We start from the raw sequence: 17,396 nt of genomic DNA on the forward strand, positions 1-17,396 counted from the left end.
GCCCCCACCCAGTCGGTCACCTGCGGCAACTCGGCGCTCAGGTGATCCAGGATGTCGGCCGCGGCATCGGCATAGTGGTCGGTCAGGTACAGCAGCCCCAGCGGCGTGACGGTTTGGCCGGCCTCGAGGCGGCCGGCCGCACCGCCATGCCCAGCAGAGTCGGCAGGCGCTGCCGCGGCCAGTTGGGCGCGCAACTGGGCCAGCACCAGCGCTGCGGCCATGGGCCAGTGCGGGTGGGTGGCGTGGGCCTGCAGAAAGCGCCTCACCCGCGCGGCCTCCTGGGCGGCGCGGGCGGGGCGGCCCGCGGGTTGGGTGCGGCGGTACGCCCGCGCGACGCCCGGGCCGCCGCGGGAGCGGGCGTTGGCGCACCAGGGGATGGGGCGGCCGCCTTGCGCTCTCGGGTCGCGGCGGCGCCCCGAACAGGGGATTGGGGCGGTTGGGACCTTTTGGCGGCTCGGGCCGGACGGGTCACCCGTGGCGCAGGTGCGGTGGTCGGCGATGTCGCGGGGGCTGTCGGCGCCGCTGTCGTGGCCGCCATCGCCGTCGCGGCGGCCGTTGCGGTGTGTTGCGCCATCTCTTGCAGCGTGTTGGCCGCAATCGTCTGGAATTGGTCGGTCAGCGACCGCCACCAGCGCACCGGATCGACCCCGGGCGCCGTGGCCGGTGCCTCCGCGAGTGGCTCGCCGGCCGGTGCCCCATCCGGCGCAGCCGCTTCCGACCCAGCGCTGGGGCTGGCATGGGCGCCGGAACCGGCGAACGCCTGCGCCATTTCGTGGACGTGGAGGCTGACGTTCATGCCTTTGAGGGTGGCCAGGGTCATCTTCTGCACTTCGAGCGCCTGGATCGTCGCCTGCAGCGCCCGGGCATTCTGTTCGAGCCAGAAGTGCACGGCCTTGAGGTCGCGAATGCGGCGCTCGAGTTCATCGACATCGAACACCGGGGCCACCCACTGCGTCATGGGCGGGGCATCCGCGGTCGGGCTGCCGCCAGCCAGACTTTGCAGAAACGCAAACCCCGGGACATACCGGGTATAAGGCGCGAAAGCCGCCTGAAAGGCGCCAAAGTCGGGCGGGGTCATGGTAGGCATCCTTTGCGCGGCATCGACCGCATGCGCCGTAGCATGCCACAGCCACGGCGCGCCCGGACATCCGGCGGCCTGCCCTGGGCGCGCTTGATCGGCGTCAAAGGCCGGTCCGAGCGGCCCGGCTGACCTTGGCCGTCGCAGGGAATCGGCGCCACAATGTCAGGCATCGGCCCGGGCCCGGGCCGCAACCACGAGCCGACAACCATGAGCCATCCCATCTCCGACACCTATGCCCAGCAGCTGCAACAGATGCGCGCCGACCTGATCGCGCAGATCCGCGCCCAGCGGGGCGGCAAGGTCGGCCGCGCGGAGTCCGCCCTGGATCCGCACGACATCCAGAGCGGCGACTGGAGCCAAGTGGACGGTGAGCGCGATCTGGCGCAGGCGCTGGACGAGCGCGAGACGGCGGCGCTGCGCGCGATCGACGAGGCCCTGCAGCGCATCGCCAACGGCACCTTCGGTCTGTGCACGGACTGCGGGGCGGAGATCCCGACCGCCCGGCTGCACGCCGCCCCGACCGCGCAGCGCTGTATCGGCTGCCAGACCCGCTACGAACGCGACCACCCCGGCGCAACCCCATCGCTCTGAGCGGGGGCCCACTCGACGTCGATGTGGCCGAACGGGGTGCGACCATCGGGCAAGCGGGCGTCAATGTGCACCCGGTCGCCCGGTGCCAACCACGGGGTGCTCGCGCGGCCGAGGGTCAGGCGCTCGGCCGCTCGGCGCATGGCCAGGGTGGCATAGCCGCGCGGCCATGTGGGGGAATTGCCCGGTTCTTGCGGTGTGCGCAGGGTACCGCCGGCCACCACCACCCCGGCCGATAGGCCGCGGATCCGGGCCGCGCGGGCGATCAGCGCCCCAAAGGACACCGCTTGGTCGGCCCCGTCGGCAATGCCCAGCTTGCGCTCGTTCCAGGTCGTGGTCACGCAAGCCGCCAGGCGGCCATCGCGCCACGCAGGACCGACTTCGTCCGGCGTGACCACGCACGGCGCCAGCGTCACGCCCCAGGCTTGCGCCGGCTCCGCCTGCGCGTCGCCATGCCGCCAGTGGCAGGCCAGGCCCAGCAGACGAACCGCATCCAGCGCTGCCGCCGGATCCACCCCGGGGGCAACGTCGCCGCAGACCACGGCCAGCGACGGCCCGACATCCGCCACACCGTCCACGCCCGGCAGCGGCCGTGCCGGCCCCCACAGGGCATCGCTGCACAAGGGGCGGGGCTCGTCGGCGCCATCCTCGGGGGCCAGCCACGCCACGGCCCGCGGCAGCGGCGCGGCGCACAGCCGCGGATCGAAGGGAAACGCATGGCGGGCCTTGCCTTGGTCGAGCGTCAGGGTCAGGTCGCGCAACTGCGGGGCGATGAAGTTCCAATCGTCGAGCGCCTGCTGCAGAGTGTCGGCAATGCCGCTGGCGTAGTGCGCCAACGTGCCGTCGCGCGAAACGACGACGAGCTGGCCATCGCGGCTGCCGTCGCGGTAGGTGGCGAGTTTCATGGGGGTGTCTCACGGATGCCGTGCGCAGCCGCTAGTATCGCGCCCATGAGGGCACCGCATCCGCGATGGACGCGCGCACTGGCCGTCGGTGCGGCGGTGGCCGGGCTGCACGTGGCCGCACTGACACTGGCCTGGCGCCCGAGCGAGGCGCCCGTCGGCGCGGGGGGCGACGGCCGGGTACCGACGATATCGGCCGCCCTGCTCCCGCCACCTGAGCGGGCTGCCCCCACCGATGCACGGCGCCCGGCATCGCCGCCAACCGGACGGCCGCGCCAGACGATGGCCCCAGTGGCACCCGCAGCCCCGGCCGTTGCGGACACGTCGGCGGTGGCATCCCTCGGCCCCGCGCTGTCGTCCGGGGTCCAAGACGCAGATGGCCCCAGCCTCTCCACCCCCGCAGACGCGGCGAGCGGCCCCGCTGACGAAGCCCCCTCCGCCCCACGGGCCCCCGAGGCGGGCGCATCGGTCACCGCCGCAGCGGGCCTGCTGGCTGCGGCCCCGCCCAACACCGATCCGCCCGGAGGGAACCGCTGGCGGCCTCCGCCAGCGGGGCGGATGGAGTACGAGGTGCTCGGCGAAGCCAAGGGCCTGAGCTACCGGGCCGACGCCGTGCTGGACTGGCGGCCGGACGACGAACGCTACCGGCTTGAGCTGGCGCTGCGGGCGTTTCTGGTGGGCAGCCGTGTGCAGGTCAGCAGCGGGGTGCTGGCCCCCATGGGCCTGCAACCGAGCCGCTTCGAAGACCGGGCACGGCGCGAGCGCTGGCTGGCGTTCGATTGGCCAGCCCCGCCCGAACCCGGGCGGGCGCACGCCGATGGCGGCACCGCCATCGAGGGCCTGCCCGCGGGCACACAAGACCGGCTGGGGGTTTTCGTACAGTTGGGCGGCTGGGTGGACGCGATGGCGCCTGGGCAACGCTGGCGCATCCCCGTAGCCAGTTTGGGGCGGCTGGAGCACTGGACCGTCGAGGTCGTCGGGCGTGAGCCCATCACCGTCCCGGCGGGCAGCTTCGACGCGGTGCGCCTGCGGCGGGTGCCAGAGGGTGAGCAGGGCCTGAGTGTGGAGGCGTGGTACACCCCGGCCATCGCGGGCCTGCCCGTGCGCATCGTGCTGCAGCAGCCCCATGGCGAGCGCGTGGACCAGCGGCTGCGCCACTGGCGACCGGCCAGCACCCCCCCTTGAAAAACCCCATTCCGACCCGATGTGCGCGGCAAGGCGGTGCTGCCGGCGCCGGGAAGGGCCGGCAGCACCGCCCCCGACTTGCGGGGACTTTGCGTTTCGAGGATAGTGCGGCCATGCACATGCTCTACAACTCCGACAGCTTCGCGGTGCTCCACATCTTTGCCAACGCCCAGGAGATGGCGGGCGCGGCCGCGGGGGACCCGCAGCGGCCGTTGATGCCGCGGCACGGTTTCGAGATCGTGGACAAGCGCTCCGGCAAAGAGGTCTACCTGGACGGCTCCTGGGCCGAGCTGTTCCAGCGACAGATCGAAGCGTGGCAACAAAACACCCCTACCCAGGAAGAGGTGGAAGACACGCTGGAGAGCTACGCGTCCCTGGCGCAAACGCCGGTGGTGGTGCACTGACGCTGCCCGCCCAGTCGGCGCGGACCAGGCGGGGGGCCAGCAGCGTGTGGACGTTCAGTCGAACGGCCGCGGCCGCAGCGTCTTCTCGTTGGACGGCGGCAGGATTGGCAGGCGGAACACCGGCTGCTCACCGGTCAGCGTCTTCAGGAAAGCGACGATCTGCGCGTTTTCCTGCTCGGTGAACTTGCGGCCGAGCTGCAGCCGGCCCATGATGTCCACCGCCTCGGCCAGCGTCCAGGCCGCGCCATCGTGGAAGTACGGGTAGGTCAGCTCGACGTTGCGCAGCGTCGGCACCTTGTAGCTGAAGCGGTCGGCATCCTTGCCGGTGACGGCGGCACGGCCGTCGCCGGCGCCCTTGTACGGCTCGACGATGCCCATTTTCTGGAACGAGTTGCCGCCCAGGTTCGGGCCGTTGTGGCAGGCCACGCAGCCGCTCTCGTTGAACAGCTTGTAGCCGGCCAGCTCGTCCTTGGTCAGCGCATCCTTCTTGCCCAGCAGGTACTGATCGAAGCGCGAGTTGGGCGTCACCAGCGTCTTCTCGAACTCGGCGATGGCGTCGGTCACCATGTCGATGTCGATCTTGTCCTTGCCGTAGATCAGCTTGAACTCGCGCGCGTACGCCGGGATCGACTGCAGCACGTCCACCGCCAGCGTGTGCTGGAACGCCATCTCGCCGGGGTTGGCGATCGGCCCGCCGGCCTGCTCCTTCAGATCAGCGGCGCGACCGTCCCAGAACTGCGCCAGGTTCAGCGCCGAGTTCAGCACCGTCGGCGCGTTGATCGGCCCTTTTTGCCACTTGTGCCCGATGGAGGTGCTCAGGTTGTCCGAGCCGCCCATGCTTAGGTTGTGGCACGAGTTGCACGAGATGAAGCCCGACTGAGACAGGCGCGGGTCGAAGAACAGCTTCTTGCCCAGCTCGACCTTGCCGAGGTCGACCGACTTGGGCGGCTGGATCGGGGCGTAGAGTTGGTCGAATGAACGCTCTTGCGCCACCACGGCCAGCGCGGCGGCGGCCACCGCGCCGGCCACCAGGGTCACGCGGGCGAGACGACGTTTGCGGGAGTTCATGATGAGTCCTTTCTTGGTCTTCGGATTGCCAGCCGGTGCCCATCCGGCAATGGCAAAGACCATTGTGGACTCATGGTTTTCGGGTGCGATTGACCTCGATCAAAAAGTCGCCCGAACTTGATAGGACTCGACAATCGCAATCATTGCTCGCACCTATCGAGCACACCCGCGTTCGCAGCGCTCACTCCTCCAGCAGGCTGCGCAGCATCCACGCCGTCTGCTCGTGTACCGACAGGCGCTGCGTCAACAGGTCGGCCGTCGGCTCGTCGTGCGCCTCGTCCGCCAGCGGGAACAGGACGCGCGCGGTGCGCGCCACCGCCTCGTGACCCAACGCCAGGATGCGCACCATCTCCATCGCCTTCGGCGGTTCGGCCGGCGCGTCCGGCAGCGAGCTCAGGCGCGCGTACTGCGCGTAGGAGGCCGGCGCCACATGGCCGAGCGCGCGGATGCGCTCGGCGATCGGGTCGATCGCGTTCCACAGCTCGGTGTACTGCTGCATGAACATGTCGTGCAGGCTGTTGAACATCGGCCCGGTGACATTCCAGTGGAAGTTGTGCGTCGTCAGGTACAGCGTGAAGGTGTCGGCCAGCAGCCGCTCCAGCCCCTGGGCGATGGCGGCGCGCTGCGCCGGCGCGACGCCGATGTCCACCGGGGTGGCGGCGCGGCTGGCGGTCTTGGTCGTCTTCTTGGCCATGGTCATCGAGCTCCTCGAAAGGGTTGGGGGTACGGAACCGGTGTCGGACCCCATCTTAGCGGCATCGCGCCGATAATGAGCGCATGACGACCGACCCGCCACGGCGACGCTGGCTGCGCCACGGGGTTGCCGCCACACTGGCGGCGCTGGCCCCGTGGGCCGGCACGGCCGCCCGTGCCGCCGCGGCGGCCGGCGACGATGCGCGCCCCGTGGTGGCCGACAGCGCGGCGCGGCTGGCCTGGGTGCGTGCACGGCTGGCGGCCTTGGGCGCACCCGACTGGCTGCTGCTGGGCGAGCAGCACGACGCCGATGCGCACCAGTGGCTGCAGGCCGCGGCGGTGCAGGTGCTGGCGCAAGAAGGGCGTCTGGCCGCGCTGGTGCTGGAGATGGCCGAGCGCGGCCGCGACACCGCGGTGCTGCCTGCCGATGCCGACGAGGCCGCGGTGCGCGCAGCGCTGGCGTGGCACGACGCCGGCTGGCCGTGGCGGCGCTACGGCCCGGTGGTGATGGCCGCGGCGCGCGCCGGCGTGCCAGTGGTGGGCGGCAATCTGCCGCGCCGCCAGCACGGCGAGGTGATGCGCGACGCCGCCTGGGACGCCACGCTGACCGACGCCGGGCTGCGCGCCGCGCTGCACCGCGCGCTGGACGAGGGCCACTGCGGGCTGCTGCCGGCGGCGCAGTTGCCGGCCATGGCGCGCATCCAGCTAGCGCGCGACGACGCCATGGCCGCCACGCTGCTGGAGTGGCGCACCCCGGGTCGCACGGTGCTGCTGGTGACCGGCGCGCAGCACGCGCGGCGCGACCGCGGCGTGCCGCACCACCTGGTGCGCCGCGGCGGCGCCGCCGCCGCGCGCGCCTGCCTCAGCGTGGAGCTACGCGCCACCGACGCCGCGCACGCCGAGCCGGACCCCGCGTTCGATGCGCTGTGGCTGACGCCGGCCGTCCCAGCGGTCGATCACTGCGCCAGAGTGCGCGGCTGAAGTCGCGCCGCGCCGTCAGGCCCACGCCGGCAGCGGCTCGGGCGCGGCAGGGCCGGCGGCCTGCAGCGCCTGCGCGACGACGCGCAGCACCTCGGCGCCGTAGGCGGCGCGCTTTTTCTCGCCCAGGCCGGGGATGCCGGCCAGGTCGTCGTCGCGCTGCGGCAGGCGCTGCGCCAGCGCCACCAGCGTCGCGTCGTGGAAGATCACATAGGCCGGCAGATCCTGCGCGCGCGCCACCTCGGCGCGCCAGCGCTTCAGCGCCGCCAGCACCTCGCGCTGGCGCAGCGGCAGCCGGGCTTCGGCGGCCAGCGCGCGCGCCCGCTGCGGCGTGCGCTCGGCGCGGCGCTCCTGCGCGGCCACGCGCAAATGCAGCGGCTGCTCGCCGCGCAGAATCGGCCGCGCCGCCGGCGTCAGGTGCAGCGTGTGGCATTCGCCCGCCACCTGCACCGCACCGCGCGCCACCAGCTGGCGCAGTACGCGCCGCCATGTCGCTTCGTCGAGTTCCCGCCCGATGGCCCAGGTGGACAGCCGCTCGTGGCCGTGCGCGCGCACCCGGTCGGTGGCCTGCCCGCGCAGCACGTCGATGACATGCCCGGCGCCGAACGCCACACCGCTTTGTTGCAGGCGGTAGATGCACGACAGCAGCTTGCGGGCCGCCTCGGTGGCGTCCCAAGTCTGGGGGGGTTGCAGGCAGTTGTCGCAGTTGCCGCACGGCGGGCTTGCCTCGCCGAAGTAGGCCAGCAGCTGCTGGCGGCGGCAGCCGGTGGACTCGGCCAGCGCCAGCAGCGCCTCCAGCTTGGCGCGCAGCACGCGCTTGAACGCCTCCTCGGCGCCGCTGTCGTCGATCAGGCGGCGCTGCTGCACCACATCCTGCAGCCCGTAGGCCATCCAGGCGCTGGCCGGCTCGCCGTCGCGGCCGGCGCGACCGGTCTCCTGGTAGTAGCCCTCGATGTTCTTCGGCAGGTCCAGGTGCGCGACGAAGCGCACGTCCGGCTTGTCGATGCCCATGCCGAAGGCGACGGTGGCCACCATCACCAACCCGTCTTCGCGCAGGAACCGGTCCTGGTGGCGCTGGCGCGTGGCGGCATCTAGCCCCGCGTGGTACGGCAGCGCGCGCAGCCCGGCGGCCTGCAGCCGCGCGGCCACCTCCTCCACCTTGCGGCGCGAGGCGCAGTACAAGATGCCAGCGTCGTGGCGCCCGTCGGGCAGCGTGTGCTCGTTGGCAACGAAGCGCAACAGCTGGCGCAGCGCGTGATCCTTCTCGACGATGGTGTAGCGGATGTTGGGGCGGTCGAAGCTCGCCACGAACGTGCGCGCCCCCTCCAGCTGCAGGTGCGCAACGATGTCCGCGCGCGTCAACGCGTCGGCGGTGGCGGTCAGCGCGATGCGCGGCACGCCCGGGCAGCGCTGGGCCAGCTGCGCCAGCTCCCGGTATTCGGGGCGGAAGTCGTGCCCCCACTGGCTGACGCAGTGCGCCTCGTCGATCGCCAGCAGCGCCAATTGCCCCGCCGCGTGCAGCGCCTGCAGCCGCGCCAGGAACCGCAGCGTCACCAGCCGCTCCGGTGCCGCGTACAGCAGCGTGAGCTCTGCGCGCATCAGCCGCTGCTCGACTGCGGCAGCCTCCTGCGGGGCGAGGGTGGAGTTGAGGTAGGCTGCCTCGACGCCGGCCTCGCGCAGCGCGCCGACCTGGTCGTGCATCAGCGCGATCAGCGGCGAGACGACCACGGTGACGCCCAGCCCGGCGCGCTGGCGCACGATGGCCGGGATCTGGTAGCACAGCGACTTGCCGCCACCGGTGGGCATCAGCACCAGCGCATCGCCGCCGGCGCCGACGTGCGCGACGATGTCGGCCTGCTGGCCGCGGAAGTCCGTGTAGCCGAACACCTCGGCCAGAACGCGCCGGCCCTCGGCGAGCGCCTGCGCGGGCGTCAGTGTCACATCTGTTCCCAGGGCAGCCCGTCGAAGCGCCAGCCATTGCGGCTGGAGCGGTGGAAGTGCTCGTCCAGCTCGCCCTCGAAGCCGTGCACCACGTGCCCCACGTCGGTGAAGCCGGCGGCCTCCAACGCCGCGCCAGCCTCCAGCGTGCGCTTGCCGCTGCGGCAGATCAGCAGCACCGGGCGGTCCAGCCGGCCGGCCTCCTGCAGCACCTTGTGCGCAAAGCCCTGCGGATCCGGCGTCAGGTCCGGGTATTCGTACCAGGGGATGTTGACCACACCCGGCGGGCGGCCGACGTAGAGCGACTCGATTTCCATGCGCACGTCGACGAACAGCGGCACGCGCTCCGGCGATGCCTGGGCGTGCGATTGCAGCCAGTGCCAAGCCTCGGTGGGTTGCAGGTGTTTCATGGAACCGCGCTCAAGCGCGGCGCAGCAGCCGGGCCGCGTCGCGCGCAAAATAAGTCAGAATGCCATCGGCGCCCGCGCGCTTGAAGGCGAGCAGGCTCTCCATCATCACCGCATCGTGGTCCAGCCAGCCGTTGGCGGCGGCGGCCTTCAGCATCGCGTACTCGCCGCTGACCTGGTAGGCAAAGGTCGGCACCTTGAACTCGTCCTTGACGCGGCGCACCACGTCCAGGTACGGCATGCCGGGCTTGACCATCACCATGTCGGCGCCTTCGGCCAAGTCCAGCGCCACCTCGCGCAGCGCCTCGTCGGAGTTGGCCGGGTCCATCTGGTAAACCTTCTTGTCGGCCTTGCCCAGGTTGGCGGCGCTGCCGACCGCGTCGCGGAACGGCCCGTAGAAGGCGCTGGCGTACTTGGCGCTGTAGGCCATGATGCGCGTGTGCACATGGCCTCGCATCTCCAGCGCCTGGCGGATGGCGCCGATGCGGCCGTCCATCATGTCGCTGGGCGCGACGATGTCCACGCCGGCGGCGGCCTGCACCAGCGCCTGCTTGACCAGCACCTCGACGGTGGCGTCGTTGACGATGTAACCGGTCTCGTCCAGCAGCCCGTCCTGCCCGTGGCTGGTGTAGGGGTCCAGCGCCACGTCGGTCATGACGCCCAGGTTGGGCACGCGGGCCTTGAGCTCGGCCACCACGCGCGGGATCAGCCCGTCGGGGTTCCAGGCCTCGCGGCCATCTGGCGTCTTGCGGGCGGGATCGATGACGGGAAACAGCGCCATCACCGGAATGCCCAGTTCCACACATTCCTGCGCCACGGGCAACAGCAGGTCCAGGCTCAACCGCTCCACCCCGGGCATCGAGGCCACCGGCTCGCGCCGGCCGTGCCCCTCCAGCACGAACACCGGATAGATCAGGTCGTGCACGGTCAGGTGGTGCTCGCGCACCAGGTTGCGGGTGAACACATCGCGGCGCAGACGACGCGGGCGCGACAGCGGATAGGGGGCCGGGTGGCCACTGGTGGGAGTGGGCGCGTTCATGGGCGTTATTGTGACGCCACTGCCCCGGCCACCACCGCTGCCGGTCGCCAAGACCAGCTCAGACGCTCGGGACGGTATCGACCACGTCCACCACGCAGCGGTTGCGCCCGGCGCCCTTGGCCCGGTACAGGGCGCGGTCGGCGCACACCAGCAAGCCGCGCAACCAGGCCGCCGCGTCCTCGGCCGAGGCGGACGCACCGGGCGATGGTGCCGGCTGCCATACGCACACGCCGATGCTGACCGTCAGCGCCAGCCCCGCCAGCGGGCGCTGCACCACCGCCTGCCGCAGCCGCTCGGCGTGTCCCTCCGCCACGGCCGGGCCCAGACGGGGTAGCAACAGCGCAAACTCTTCGCCGCCGTAACGCACCAACACATCCTCGGGACGAACCTGCTCACGCAGGCGCTCGGCAAACTCGCGCAGCACTTGGTCGCCGCGGTCGTGGCCGTGCTGATCGTTGACGTCCTTGAAGTGGTCCAAGTCCAGCATCATCGCCGTCAGCGGCTCGCCACCGCGCCAGGCGCGGCGCACGTGGCGCGGACCCAGATCGTCCAGCAGGTAGCGGTTGTGTAGACCGGTCAGCGCGTCGGTGACCGCTTGGCGCATCATCAACGCATGCTGGCGGCGCACCTGCTGCAGCAGCCGCCAGTAGCGCACCAGGTTGCTGACGCGGGCGCGCAGCTCGTCGGCATCGATCGGCTTGGTGACGTAGTCGTTGGCACCGCGGCGCAGCATCTCGACACGGCGCACACGCTCGTCGTAGCCGGTGTAGGCCAGCACCGGCAGCTCGGCCAGATCATCACGCCGGCTGCGGATCGCCGACAGCAGGCCCAGCCCGGTCAGCGCCCCGGGCAGCACGACGTCGACGATGACGAGGTCGAAGGCCTGCTGTTCCAGCCGCTCGAGCGCTTCGTGCGCCCGCAGCACGTGCTCCACCTTCATGCCCAGCGGGGCCAGCGCCTCGGCAGTGGCCGCCGCCATCGCCGGCGAATCCTCCACCAGCAGGATGCGCCCGCGCTGCCGATCGATCTGGCGGCGCAGCAGCACACGCAAGTGCGGCGCCAATTGATCCGGCACGGCGCGCAGCAGCACCTCGGTGAAGCCACCCTCCAGGGCGCTCAGGCGCAGCGGCTCGGCGTCGTCGCCGGTGATCAGCACGACGGGGAGCACCGCGCAGCAGGGGGTCTGGCGCACGCGCCGCAGCAGCTCCAGTGCCCCCATGTCAGGCAGATGGCGCGACACCAGCACCAGATCGACACGCAGACCGTCAGCCAGCGCCTGCAACGCCTCATCACCGTAGGCAAAGGCGTGCACCTCGGCGCCTTCGGACCGCAGCAGGCCCTGCATCACCGCGCGTGCAGCACCGCCGCTGTCCACCAAGGCCACGCGCACGGGGGATGGGTCGGAAACGGTAGCGTCCATGTGGGTGATTGTGAAGGTTTGTTCCTGGGCTACACTGCCTTGAGCATTGTGTGCTGCCCTTCATAACCCCGCCCGGTTGCTACTGTCGTGACCCAGCCCGCCGCCCCATCCTCCAACGCGCCCGTCACGTCCGGCGACGCCGCATGGCGCTTGGCGACGCACTGGCCGGAACTGGCGGTGGCGCTCACGGAGCAGGCCATCGATTCGGTGGACCATTTGTTGCGGGGCCTGGGCTTGCTGCTGCAACGCGGCCGCTTGACCGAGGCGGAGTACCGCATTCTGGCGCTGCCCGCGCAGCGGCTCAAGCAGTGTGGCGTGCACGCGCAACAGATCGTTCGGCTGCAAAGCGGGCAGGTGCGCCAATCGCACGAAAAAATCGACTTGGCCTACGTCGTCGAATCGGTGCTGCAGGAGCGGCGCGAGACCCTGGCCCTGCAAGGCATCACGGTGCGGCGGCAGTTTCGCCCCGTGGAGTTGCTGATCGACCCGACCGTGGCTTACAGCCTGGTGCAGGCCATGCTGGAATGGGCGGTGCAACAGGGCAGCCGGCTGGAGCTGCGCGTGGAACCGCGCGTGCCCGACGACGACGCCCCTGCGACGGCGGTGCCCGGCCCGCCGCGCGGCTGGCTGGCGGTAGACATGCTGCTCGATGGCCCCCGGGTGCCGGAATCGGTGTATGCCGACAGCGTGCTGTGGCTGCTGGCGCAGCAGCTGGCCAGCACCGATGGCGGCATCGCGCTGCAGCGGCAGGTGGAGCCCGGTCGGGTACGCCTGACGGCGCAGTTTCGGCGCACGGTCGGACAGGCCCACGCCACCGATGCCTGCGGCCCCGACAGTGGCGCCCCCTCGACCGTGTTCAAGACCATCGGGGGCAGCTACGCCTTGGTGTGCTCCGCCGATGCGCCCACCCGGCTGCGCGCGCTGGACGTGGTCAAAAAGCTTGGCATCGCCGCCGACGGCGTAGCCAGCGCGGCGCAGGCGCTGGCTGCCCTGGCCGTGCGCGATATCCACCTGCTGGTGCTCGACGAAGCCCATCTGCCGGCAGACGCCACCCAACTGGCCGACACCCTGGCCCAGCGGCGACCCGGCATCGCCGTCGTGCGCCTGGTCGGCGACGCCCAGCCCGGCACCGACCGGGATGCCGCGGACGGTCACCACGAGGCCCCACGCATCCCACTGGAGGCCCTGGATGCGCGGCTCGGCCCGGCCGTGATGTTCAGCCTGTCGAAAGTAGTGTAGCCCCGGCGCAGCGCGCGCAGATGCAGGCCAGCCCCCGGGCGCCCGCGGGCACCCGGTCCAGTACCTCCGCGCCAAAATGCGCCTGCGTGCACCAGCACGGCGGCTGGGCTCGGCCGGTTTGCCGCTCGCGCTCCATCGCGCAGCCGTTGCCGCCACCACAGATCGGACACCGGGTGGGATCGACCCGCCCGGCCGCTACTGTCCCCCCCTCAGCCACGCGCTCGCCCCCGCCTCACGCCGCCATGGCCTCGCGCAAAAAGCGCTCCATCGCGGTGACCAAGGCAATCGGCGTCTCGTCCATGGGGTAGTGGCCGGCATTGGCCATCACCTCCAGCCGCGCCTGGGGGTAGTGTTGCAGCCAGGTGGCGCGGCAGGTGGCTTCGCCCAGCGCCGGATCGTGCTCGCCCGGGATGACCAGCACCGGCACGGTCCGCCCCTGGATGCGCTCGACGAAGGCAGTCTCGGCCCAGGCGGTCAGGTAGGCGGCAAAGGCCTCCACATCCGAATGCGCCAGCGACGACCGCACCATCGCATCCAACCACGTCCCGGTGAGCCGGCGCCCCGTGGTGAGGTCGATGATCGCGCGGCGCACGGCCGGATCCTGCGCCGCGGCCGAGAAAAACGCCCACCCTTCCGGATCGAACGGTACGCCCCCCGCCGGCACCGGGGTGATGCCGACCAGCGCCTGCACGCGCTGCGGCGCCTCGGCCAGCACGTATTGGATGGCACTGCCCCCCATGGAATGCCCCACCAGCGCAAACCGCTCCCAGCCCAACTGGTCGGCCAGCGCCAGGGCATCGTGGGCGATCTGCTCGATGGTGTAGGGCCCCCCGCTGCCCTTGCGGTGCCCGTAGCCGCGGTAGTCCATGAAGGCGTAGCTGAAGGCATCGGTGTCCAGGTGCTGAACCATCGGCCCCCAGCCGCGCGCATGGCCAAACCAGCCGTGCAGCATCAACACCTTGCGCCGACCCTGCCCAATGACGTGGGCGTCGTGGCGGATATTCATGTCGTCGTCTCCTCTGGTGCGGGCCCCTGTCCGCGGGTCACACCGGCATTGTGCCGCCATCCGCCGTTCGTGCAAGCCCAAACAAAACGGCGCCCGCTGGCGCCGTCGTGATCGGGGCAGGGCCCGGGGGATCAGACCGCCGCGGCCTTGACCCTCAGGCGCCAGGCGTGCAGCAGTGGCTCAGTGTAGCCGTTGGGCTGCTCCTTGCCCTTGAACACCAGGTCCAGCGCCGCTTGGAACGCCATGCTGGCCTCGAAGTTCGGCGCCATCGGGCGGTAGGCCGGGTCGCCGGCGTTTTGCTGATCCACCTTGCGCGCCATGCGCTCGAAGGTGGCGCGCACTTGCGCCTCGGTCACCACCCCGTGGTGCAGCCAGTTGGCCACATGCTGGCTGCTGATGCGCAAGGTGGCGCGATCCTCCATCAGGCCGACGTCGTGGATGTCGGGCACCTTGGAGCAGCCGATGCCCTGGTCCACCCAGCGCACCACGTAGCCGAGGATGCCCTGGATGTTGTTGTCCAGCTCGGCCTGCTTGTCGGCTTCGCTCCAGTTCGGGTTGGCCGCCACCGGCACCGTCAGCAGCCCCGCCAGCAGCGTGTCACGCTCGGCGTCGGCGTCGATCTTCTCCAGCTCCTGCTGGACCGCGGCCACGTCCACCTGGTGGTAGTGCAGCGCGTGCAGCGTCGCGGCAGTGGGGCTGGGCACCCAGGCGGTGTTGGCGCCGGCCTTCGGGTGCGCGATCTTTTGCTCCAGCATCGCCCGCATCAGGTCCGGCATCGCCCACATGCCTTTGCCGATCTGGGCGCGGCCGCGCAGCCCACATTTCAGGCCCACCAGCACGTTGCTGCGCTCGTAGGCCTGGATCCAGGCGCTGGCCTTCATGTCGTTCTTGCGGATCATCGGCCCGGCCAGCATGGCGGTGTGGATCTCGTCGCCGGTGCGGTCCAGGAAGCCGGTGTTGATGAACGCCACGCGGCTGGCGGCCGCAGCGATGCAGGCCTTGAGGTTGACGCTGGTGCGGCGCTCCTCGTCCATGATGCCGAGCTTGACGGTGCTGTCCGCCAGACCCAGCATCTGCTCCACGCGGCCAAACAGCTCCGCCGCAAACGCCACCTCGCGCGGGCCGTGCATCTTGGGTTTGACGATGTAGACGCTGCCGGTGCGGCTGTTGCGGATCGGCTCGCCGCTGGGCAGACGGCCACGGCCCTGCAGGTCGTGCAGCGCGATCGTCGTCGTGATGACGGCGTCCATGATGCCTTCGGGAATCTCGCGCACCGTGCCGTCGGCGTCGGTGTAAAGAATAGCCGGATTGGTCATCAGGTGGCCGACGTTGCGCACAAACAGCAGCGAGCGGCCGTGCAGCACCACTTCGCCGCGGCCGTCCGGCGCGGTGTAGCGGCGGTCGCCGTGCAGGCCGCGCGTGAGCGTCCGTCCGCCCTTGTCGAAGCTCTCCGTCAGCCAGCCCTGCAGAATGCCAAGCCAATTGCGGTAGCCCAGCACCTTGTCCTCGGCGTCCACCGCGGCGACCGAATCCTCCAGGTCCAGGATGGTGGACAGGGCGGCTTCCACCACCACGTCGCAGACGCCCGCGGCGTCGGTGGCGCCGATCGGGTGCGCGCGGTCGATGCGGATGTCCAGGTGCAGCCCGTGGTGGCGCAGCAGCACCGACGACGGCGCCGCCGCCTCGCCCTGGTAGCCGACGAACTGGGCCGGATCCTTCAGGCCCGTCGTCGCGCCGCCGCGCAGCGTCACGCGCAGCGCGCCGTTCGCCACCGCGTAGGCCGTGGCGTCGGCGTGCGAGCCCTGCGCCAGCGGCGCGGCCTCGTCCAGCACGCGGCGCGCCCAGGCGATCACCTTGGCGCCGCGCTTCTCGTTGTAGCCGGGGCCTTTGGCGCAGCCGTCGTCCTCGGGGATGGCGTCGGTGCCGTAGAGCGCGTCGTACAGACTGCCCCAGCGCGCGTTCGCCGCGTTGAGCGCGTAACGGGCGTTGAGGATCGGCACCACCAGCTGCGGGCCGGCCTGCGTGGCCAGCTCGGCATCCACGTTGGCCGTGGTCACGCGCACGTCGCCGGGCGGCGGCACCAGGTAGCCGATCGTCTCCAAAAACTGGCGGTAGGCGGCCGGATTGGTGACCGGGCCGGGGTTGGCGCCGTGCCACTTGTCCAACTCAGCCTGCAGGCGGTCGCGCTCCGCCAGCAGCGCACGGTTCTTCGGCGCTAGGTCGGCGACGATGGCGTCGAAGCCGCTCCAGAAGCGGTCGCTGGCGATGCCGGTGCCGGGCAGCACCTGGTCTTCGATGAAGCGGTACAGTACCTCGGCCACCTGCAGCCGACCGACGTTGATGCGCGGTGTCGTCATGATCTTCTGACCTCCGATGGCGGCCCGCCGCCGGGGGCGCGGGCCGGGATTGTCGAAACCCGTCAATGTAGGCGAAATCCGGGTCCGAATCGACAGCAAGCCGACCGCTTCAGCCGTGACTTTTTATTCAATAATGAAGACATGGATCGGCTCAAGGCGCTGGAAACTTTCGTCGCCGTGGCCCAGCGCGGCAGCCTGGCCGCGGCCGCGCGCGCCGAGGGTGTGGTGCCGGCCATCGTCGGCCGGCGGCTGGACGCGCTGGAGGAGTACCTGGGCGTCAAACTGATGGTGCGCACCACGCGCCGCATCACCCTCACGCCGGAGGGCACCGCGTTTCTGGAAGACTGCCAGCGCCTGCTGGCGGAGCTGGCCCAGGCCGAGGCCAACGTCAGCGCCGGCGGCACCGCGGCGCGCGGGCACCTGCGCATCACCGCCCCCGCCGGCTTTGGGCGCCAGCACGTGGCACCGCTGGTGCCGGCGTTCCGCGCCCGCCACCCGGAGGTCACGGTCTCGCTCAATCTGAGCGACCGCGTGGTGGACCTGATCGCCGAAGGCTACGACTGCGCCGTGCGGGTGGGGGATTTGCCCGACTCGTCCCTGGTGAGCGTGCGGCTGGCCGATAACCGGCGGCTGGTCGTGGCTACACCCGCCTACCTGCAGCGCCGTGGCGTGCCGCGCCATCCGCACGACCTGCTGCAGCACGACTGCCTGGTGCTGTCGTCGGATGCCTCGCAAACGCGCGGCTGGGCCTTTGCCGTGCCCGGCCCGGGCGGGCACCGGGACCTGATGCACGTGCGCCCCCGCGGCCCGCTGGACTGCAGCGACGGCCAGGTGCTGTACGAATGGTGCCTGGCCGGGCTGGGCCTGGCCTGGCGCAGCACCTGGGAGGTGCAAGCTGACATCGACGCCGGCCGCCTGGTCGCCGTGCTCGACGATTACGCCGCCCCCCCCAATGGCATCTACGCCGTCTTCCCCACCGCCCGCCACCTGCCGCGGCGCGTGCGGGCCTGGATCGATTTTCTAAAGGACCACTATGGGCGGACGGAGTTTTGGGGGGCCAACAAGTCCCCCTGATTCCTGATCCAAATGAA

The 17,396-nt window shown here is 71.2% G+C and carries 17 protein-coding genes and 1 pseudogene; 6 read left to right on the top strand and 12 right to left on the bottom strand.

Annotated elements, in window-relative coordinates; translation table 11 throughout:
• A pseudogene (locus V7026_RS07525) lies at positions 1 to 266 on the bottom strand (hypothetical protein); the annotation flags it as partial.
• Entirely contained in the window at positions 263 to 1,078 is an 816-nt protein-coding gene (locus V7026_RS07530; RefSeq protein WP_334154790.1) for a PhaM family polyhydroxyalkanoate granule multifunctional regulatory protein, read from the bottom strand. The gene V7026_RS07530 and the pseudogene V7026_RS07525, both read right to left, overlap by 4 nt.
• A 210-nt stretch (positions 1,079 to 1,288) precedes the next feature.
• On the opposite strand from V7026_RS07530, the gene V7026_RS07535 reads away from it, so the two are divergent.
• Positions 1,289 to 1,672: a TraR/DksA family transcriptional regulator gene (locus V7026_RS07535; RefSeq protein ID WP_334154791.1), complete on the top strand. Its 384-nt coding sequence runs from the start codon at positions 1,289 to 1,291 to the stop codon at positions 1,670 to 1,672.
• Here the strand turns inward: V7026_RS07535 and V7026_RS07540 are convergent.
• Positions 1,633 to 2,574, bottom strand: coding sequence for a fumarylacetoacetate hydrolase family protein (locus V7026_RS07540; protein ID WP_334154792.1), 942 nt, complete (start codon positions 2,572 to 2,574; stop codon positions 1,633 to 1,635). The two genes, V7026_RS07535 and V7026_RS07540, sit on opposite strands and share 40 nt — an antisense overlap.
• Before the next feature lie 555 nt (positions 2,575 to 3,129).
• On the opposite strand from V7026_RS07540, the gene V7026_RS07545 reads away from it, so the two are divergent.
• Positions 3,130 to 3,756: a DUF3108 domain-containing protein gene (locus V7026_RS07545; protein WP_443082327.1), complete on the top strand. Its 627-nt coding sequence runs from the start codon at positions 3,130 to 3,132 to the stop codon at positions 3,754 to 3,756.
• Positions 3,757 to 3,869: 113 nt separating this feature from the next.
• On the top strand, positions 3,870 to 4,160 hold the full coding sequence (locus V7026_RS07550; RefSeq protein ID WP_334154794.1) for a BTH_I0359 family protein: 291 nt from the start codon (positions 3,870 to 3,872) through the stop codon (positions 4,158 to 4,160).
• A gap of 54 nt (positions 4,161 to 4,214) precedes the next feature.
• On the opposite strand, the gene V7026_RS07555 is transcribed toward V7026_RS07550, so the two are convergent.
• On the bottom strand, positions 4,215 to 5,228 hold the full coding sequence (locus V7026_RS07555; RefSeq protein WP_068608316.1) for a cytochrome-c peroxidase: 1,014 nt from the start codon (positions 5,226 to 5,228) through the stop codon (positions 4,215 to 4,217).
• 181 nt (positions 5,229 to 5,409) lie between these two features.
• Complete coding sequence (locus V7026_RS07560) at positions 5,410 to 5,922, bottom strand: Dps family protein (RefSeq protein ID WP_334154795.1); 513 nt, start codon at positions 5,920 to 5,922, stop codon at positions 5,410 to 5,412.
• 83 nt (positions 5,923 to 6,005) lie between these two features.
• Here V7026_RS07560 and V7026_RS07565 point away from each other — a divergent pair, with 83 nt between their 5' ends.
• Complete coding sequence (locus tag V7026_RS07565; protein ID WP_334154796.1) at positions 6,006 to 6,902, top strand: ChaN family lipoprotein; 897 nt, start codon at positions 6,006 to 6,008, stop codon at positions 6,900 to 6,902.
• 15 nt (positions 6,903 to 6,917) lie between these two features.
• On the opposite strand, the gene recQ is transcribed toward V7026_RS07565, so the two are convergent.
• From recQ to V7026_RS07585, 4 genes are read right to left on the bottom strand one after another with little or no spacing between them, the layout of a single operon-like run.
• Complete coding sequence (recQ, locus tag V7026_RS07570) at positions 6,918 to 8,840, bottom strand: DNA helicase RecQ (RefSeq protein WP_334154797.1); 1,923 nt, start codon at positions 8,838 to 8,840, stop codon at positions 6,918 to 6,920.
• Positions 8,837 to 9,247, bottom strand: a complete 411-nt coding sequence (locus V7026_RS07575) for a rhodanese-like domain-containing protein (protein ID WP_334154798.1) — start codon at positions 9,245 to 9,247, stop codon at positions 8,837 to 8,839. Before V7026_RS07575 ends, recQ begins: the two co-directional genes overlap by 4 nt.
• Before the next feature lie 10 nt (positions 9,248 to 9,257).
• Entirely contained in the window at positions 9,258 to 10,283 is a 1,026-nt protein-coding gene (gene hemB / locus V7026_RS07580; protein ID WP_334154799.1) for a porphobilinogen synthase, read from the bottom strand.
• Positions 10,284 to 10,341: 58 nt separating this feature from the next.
• Positions 10,342 to 11,703, bottom strand: coding sequence for a diguanylate cyclase (locus V7026_RS07585; RefSeq protein ID WP_334154800.1), 1,362 nt, complete (start codon positions 11,701 to 11,703; stop codon positions 10,342 to 10,344).
• An 87-nt stretch (positions 11,704 to 11,790) separates the two neighbouring features.
• Between V7026_RS07585 and V7026_RS07590 the strand changes: the two genes are divergently transcribed.
• Positions 11,791 to 12,942, top strand: coding sequence for a hypothetical protein (locus V7026_RS07590; RefSeq protein WP_334154801.1), 1,152 nt, complete (start codon positions 11,791 to 11,793; stop codon positions 12,940 to 12,942).
• Here V7026_RS07590 and V7026_RS07595 read toward each other — a convergent pair.
• The 3 genes from V7026_RS07595 to V7026_RS07605 form a co-directional block, all read right to left on the bottom strand.
• Positions 12,920 to 13,159: a cysteine-rich CWC family protein gene (locus V7026_RS07595; protein WP_334154802.1), complete on the bottom strand. Its 240-nt coding sequence runs from the start codon at positions 13,157 to 13,159 to the stop codon at positions 12,920 to 12,922. The genes V7026_RS07590 and V7026_RS07595 overlap by 23 nt on opposite strands.
• A gap of 15 nt (positions 13,160 to 13,174) precedes the next feature.
• Positions 13,175 to 13,948 (bottom strand): alpha/beta fold hydrolase, encoded by a 774-nt coding sequence (locus V7026_RS07600; protein ID WP_334154803.1) that lies wholly within the window; start codon positions 13,946 to 13,948, stop codon positions 13,175 to 13,177.
• A 131-nt stretch (positions 13,949 to 14,079) separates the two neighbouring features.
• Positions 14,080 to 16,305 carry a malate synthase G gene (locus tag V7026_RS07605; RefSeq protein WP_334154804.1) on the bottom strand — a complete coding sequence of 742 codons (2,226 nt, stop codon included), beginning with the start codon at positions 16,303 to 16,305 and terminating at the stop codon, positions 14,080 to 14,082.
• 141 nt (positions 16,306 to 16,446) lie between these two features.
• Here V7026_RS07605 and V7026_RS07610 point away from each other — a divergent pair, with 141 nt between their 5' ends.
• Positions 16,447 to 17,379: a LysR family transcriptional regulator gene (locus V7026_RS07610; RefSeq protein ID WP_334154805.1), complete on the top strand. Its 933-nt coding sequence runs from the start codon at positions 16,447 to 16,449 to the stop codon at positions 17,377 to 17,379.
• Positions 17,380 to 17,396: the final 17 nt, after the last annotated feature.

This window comes from Tepidimonas sp. (assembly GCF_036825565.1).
Classification (GTDB): Bacteria; Pseudomonadota; Gammaproteobacteria; order Burkholderiales; family Burkholderiaceae_C; genus Tepidimonas.